Origin of the sequence: Natronococcus sp. (assembly GCF_047921035.1) — an archaeon.
Taxonomy (GTDB): domain Archaea; phylum Halobacteriota; class Halobacteria; order Halobacteriales; family Natrialbaceae; genus Natronococcus.
Map to the genome: position 1 here is coordinate 1 of NZ_JBLRWX010000180.1, position 3,343 is coordinate 3,343.

Annotated in this window: 3 protein-coding genes; 2 read left to right on the top strand and 1 reads right to left on the bottom strand. The window is 64.5% G+C overall.

Annotated elements, in window-relative coordinates:
• Both ACNA7R_RS19720 and ACNA7R_RS19725 read left to right on the top strand, forming a co-directional pair.
• The coding region (locus ACNA7R_RS19720) for a cbb3-type cytochrome c oxidase subunit I (RefSeq protein ID WP_416285249.1) at positions 1–1,239 on the top strand (1,239 nt) is incomplete at its 5' end.
• A gap of 93 nt (positions 1,240–1,332) precedes the next feature.
• Positions 1,333–2,052 (top strand): hypothetical protein, encoded by a 720-nt coding sequence (locus ACNA7R_RS19725; RefSeq protein WP_416285250.1) that lies wholly within the window; start codon positions 1,333–1,335, stop codon positions 2,050–2,052.
• Positions 2,053–2,994: 942 nt separating this feature from the next.
• Here the strand turns inward: ACNA7R_RS19725 and ACNA7R_RS19730 are convergent.
• Positions 2,995–3,343: HAD-IC family P-type ATPase (locus ACNA7R_RS19730; protein WP_416285251.1), on the bottom strand; the 349-nt coding region annotated here is incomplete at its 5' end.

The window sequence follows — 3,343 nt, forward strand, 5'->3', positions numbered from 1 at the left end:
CACGGGGTCGTGATCGCGGCCCTGCCCTTTTTCGTCGCGCTCTGGCGCGAGAAACGCGAAAACAGGGGAAAGACGCTCCCGCTGGTAACGTTCGGGGCGTTCATCACCTCGATCATCGCCGTACAGGCGCTGCTCGGCGGCGTCGTCGCGTTCGCCGGCGGTCTCCTCTGGCGCCTGGAGATTCTGACCTTCGACGCCGCGGCCTACCGGATGTGGTTCTGGATCATCGGCCACGGCACCCAGCAGATCAACCTCGTCGCGATGATCGTCGTCTGGTACTTCCTAACCCACGTCGTTGGCGGCGCGGAGGTCGTCAGCGAGAAGGTTTCCCGGACGGCGTTCGTCCTCTACCTGTTTTTCATCAACATGGGGGCGGCCCACCACCTGCTGGTCGATCCCGGAATCTCGACCGGCTGGCGGATCTGGAACACCTCCTACGCGTTCTACGGCGCGACGCTCGCGAGCCTCATCCACGCTTTCGCCATCCCGGCGGGCATCGAGGCCGGCCGCCGCAAGCGCGGCAAGGGTGGCGGACTCTTCGGGTGGCTCACCTCTGCGCCCTGGACGAACCCAACGTTTGCCGCGCCAGTGATCGCCATCATCCTCTTCGGATTCCTCGGGGGAATTACCGGCGTGCTCATGGGCCAGCTCCAGCTCAACATGACCTGGCACAACACGTTCGCAACCGTCGGCCATTTCCACAGCACCGTCGTCCTTGGAACGACGATCACGTTCATGGGCCTGCTCTACTTTGTGATCCGGACCATGTTCATGCGACAGTTCATCTCGACGAAGCTGGCGTCGGCCCAGCCGTTCTTCTACGGCGGCGCGATGGGGCTCACGGCGCTGATGATGATGTACGTCGGCATCCTCTACGGCGTCCCGCGGCGGACGCCCGAGGTCGTCGAGAACATCCCGGGGACCGAGTTCAGCCTCCAGGCCGCGGCACCGCTGTTCAACGTCTTCGGAGCCGCTGCCGCCCTTGCGATCCTCGGCGGGGCGCTGTTCGTCGCCCTCGCCGTGCTCTCGGTCCTGTTCGGCGAGCGGATCGAGCCCGGCGACAACGACGACCTCGTCGCCGACGGCGGACTCGCGCTCGCGGAGGATCCCGACGATCCCGTCCACGCCTACGAGATGCGCGGCACGTTCATCATCTGTCTGGTCTTCTTCGCGGCCTTCGTCATCACGTACGTTCTGAACTGGTACCTGCTCACGCAGCTGTGGTCGATCGGCGCCTGATCGACCCCCTCACTCCCGTTCGCCTGTCGACCCGAACCGATTCCCGAGAACCACCAACCCGATCCGAGACGTACTCGTCACCGAACGCGCCCCATGCCCGAACCCACGATGTCCGGAACGAACGGTCCCGACGAGAAACCGCCGCTATCGTACCCCAGACGCCTGCTCAGTCAGGGCTGGCGAGACTTGCTGAGCGTCTACTACGCCAACACGCCGATCTGGCGCGTCCTCAAGAGCGGCGGGCTGTTCGTGTTCGGCCTCTTTTGCTGGTCCGCGGCGTCGCTGTTGTTCTCCTACCAGCCCGAGTGGGCGTTTCTCACCTACGTGATGGCCTACGGATTCGCGCTGGTTTTCTGGGGGCCGCTCACGCACTTCGTCGTCGTTCCGCTCGCGATCCGACTCCGCCGGACCGGCGAACATCCGGTGGCGAGAGCGTTCGCCAGACACGCCTCGAAGATCAACCTCTCGACGTTCATCGTTATCGTCATCGTCCTGGGGACGGCACCGATCTCGCCGATGATGCTCGATTTTGCCGCATCCCTCGGCGACGACTCGAGCCCCGACGTGGACACGAACCTCGTCTGTACCGAGGGCGACGAGACGATCGCGTGCGAACTCACGGACCCCGACGGTGTCGATCACCTCGTGGTCACGTCCGGCGAGCACGAGGTCGCAGTCGTCGACGATCCGACCGGCGAGTTCGAGATCCGTGTCGACGACCTCGAGGAAGTCGTCGGCCAAAAGCAGTTCACCGTCGAACTCAAAGACGAGAACGGAGATCGGGTCGGCGTCTTCCGACGGACCGTCTCCTGACCGGTTCCGGGCACCCGGCTTCGTCGCCGGTTGCCAGAGGACGGCAACTCGGCGTCGGCGGACGGGAGTGGACTCGAGCGTCAGCGCAGCCGTGAGGGGTCGTAACGATGACCGAGACGCGGTCGCCGGCTGCTGACGACGGTCGAATCCCCTGGTACCAGACCGGTGCGTGGAGAGCTGGTACACCCCTTCGACTATCGGGGACGCCAGTACTGACTTCCAGCAGTCCGTCCCAGTGCAACTCATGGAGAGCGCACCAGTATTTCGCGAGGTACAGCGGTTTCGCCAGCCGTGGGTCTGGACACTTTTCGGCGGCATCGTACTTCTCGTGCTCGTGTTAGGTCCCGTCTCGTGGGGCGGACTCGTCGTCGGTGCGACCGCTGGACTCGTCTACGGCCTTCGTCTCGAGACCGAGGTCAGGGCCGACGGCATCTCTCTCAAAATGTGGCCTCTTCACCGGTCGTTCCGTCGGATCTCGTGGTCGGAGATCGAGCGGTACGAGGCGAAACGATACGGGCCACTTCGTGAGTTCGGCGGGTGGGGAATCCGGTGGGCTCCCGAGAAACTCGCGTACAACGTCAGCGGCAATCGGGGAGTCTAGATCGAACGGACAAACGGCCGTGCAGTTCTCGTCGGCTCACAGCGTGCCGAGGAGTTTATCAGGGCCATCGACGAGACGGTACGGTAGCTTCGTCCCGGTTCCGTGTCTTGACCACCACCGAGAGTGAGTCGGCGAAACGTCGTTCGAACCGAGTACCGAATCCATCCGCTGTCTCTCGGCCACCGCTATTGTCGGGGAGTATTTGCCATACCCCTGCGCGATTCACAGTGAATTGGTCGGGTGATACGGTCTACTGGACCGATTTCCAGGAGCGACCGCGAACCGTCCTGCGGTCGCTCCGGAACTGGCGTACAGTGGTCTGTAACTCTCGATCACCTACGTTACTCCTCGAGCACCGGCCGGGAGGAGTTCGTGACGACGATGATGCTACTGGCGGCCATCGCGATCGCCGCGAACAGCGGGTTGATCATCCCGAGCGCGGCCAGCGGGATCGCGATCGCGTTGTACAGCAGCGCCCAGCAGACGTTCTCGCGGATGCGGCGGCGGGTGCCGGCCGCCAGCTCGAAGACGGTCCCGACATCCCGCAGGTCGCTGCTCGTGACGATCGCGTCCGCGGCGTCCGCGGCCTGTGCCGTTCCGTTCCCGAGTGCGATCCCCAGGTCGGCCGCCGCCAGCGCAGGGGCGTCGTTCGTTCCGTCGCCGACCATCGTCGTCACGCCCTCCCGCGAG

What these genes read in the sequence shown, in the direction of transcription:
- ACNA7R_RS19725 (WP_416285250.1), top strand. Translation starts at nt 1,333, where the DNA reads ATGCCCGAACCCACGATGTCCGGAACGAACGGTCCCGACGAGAAACCG.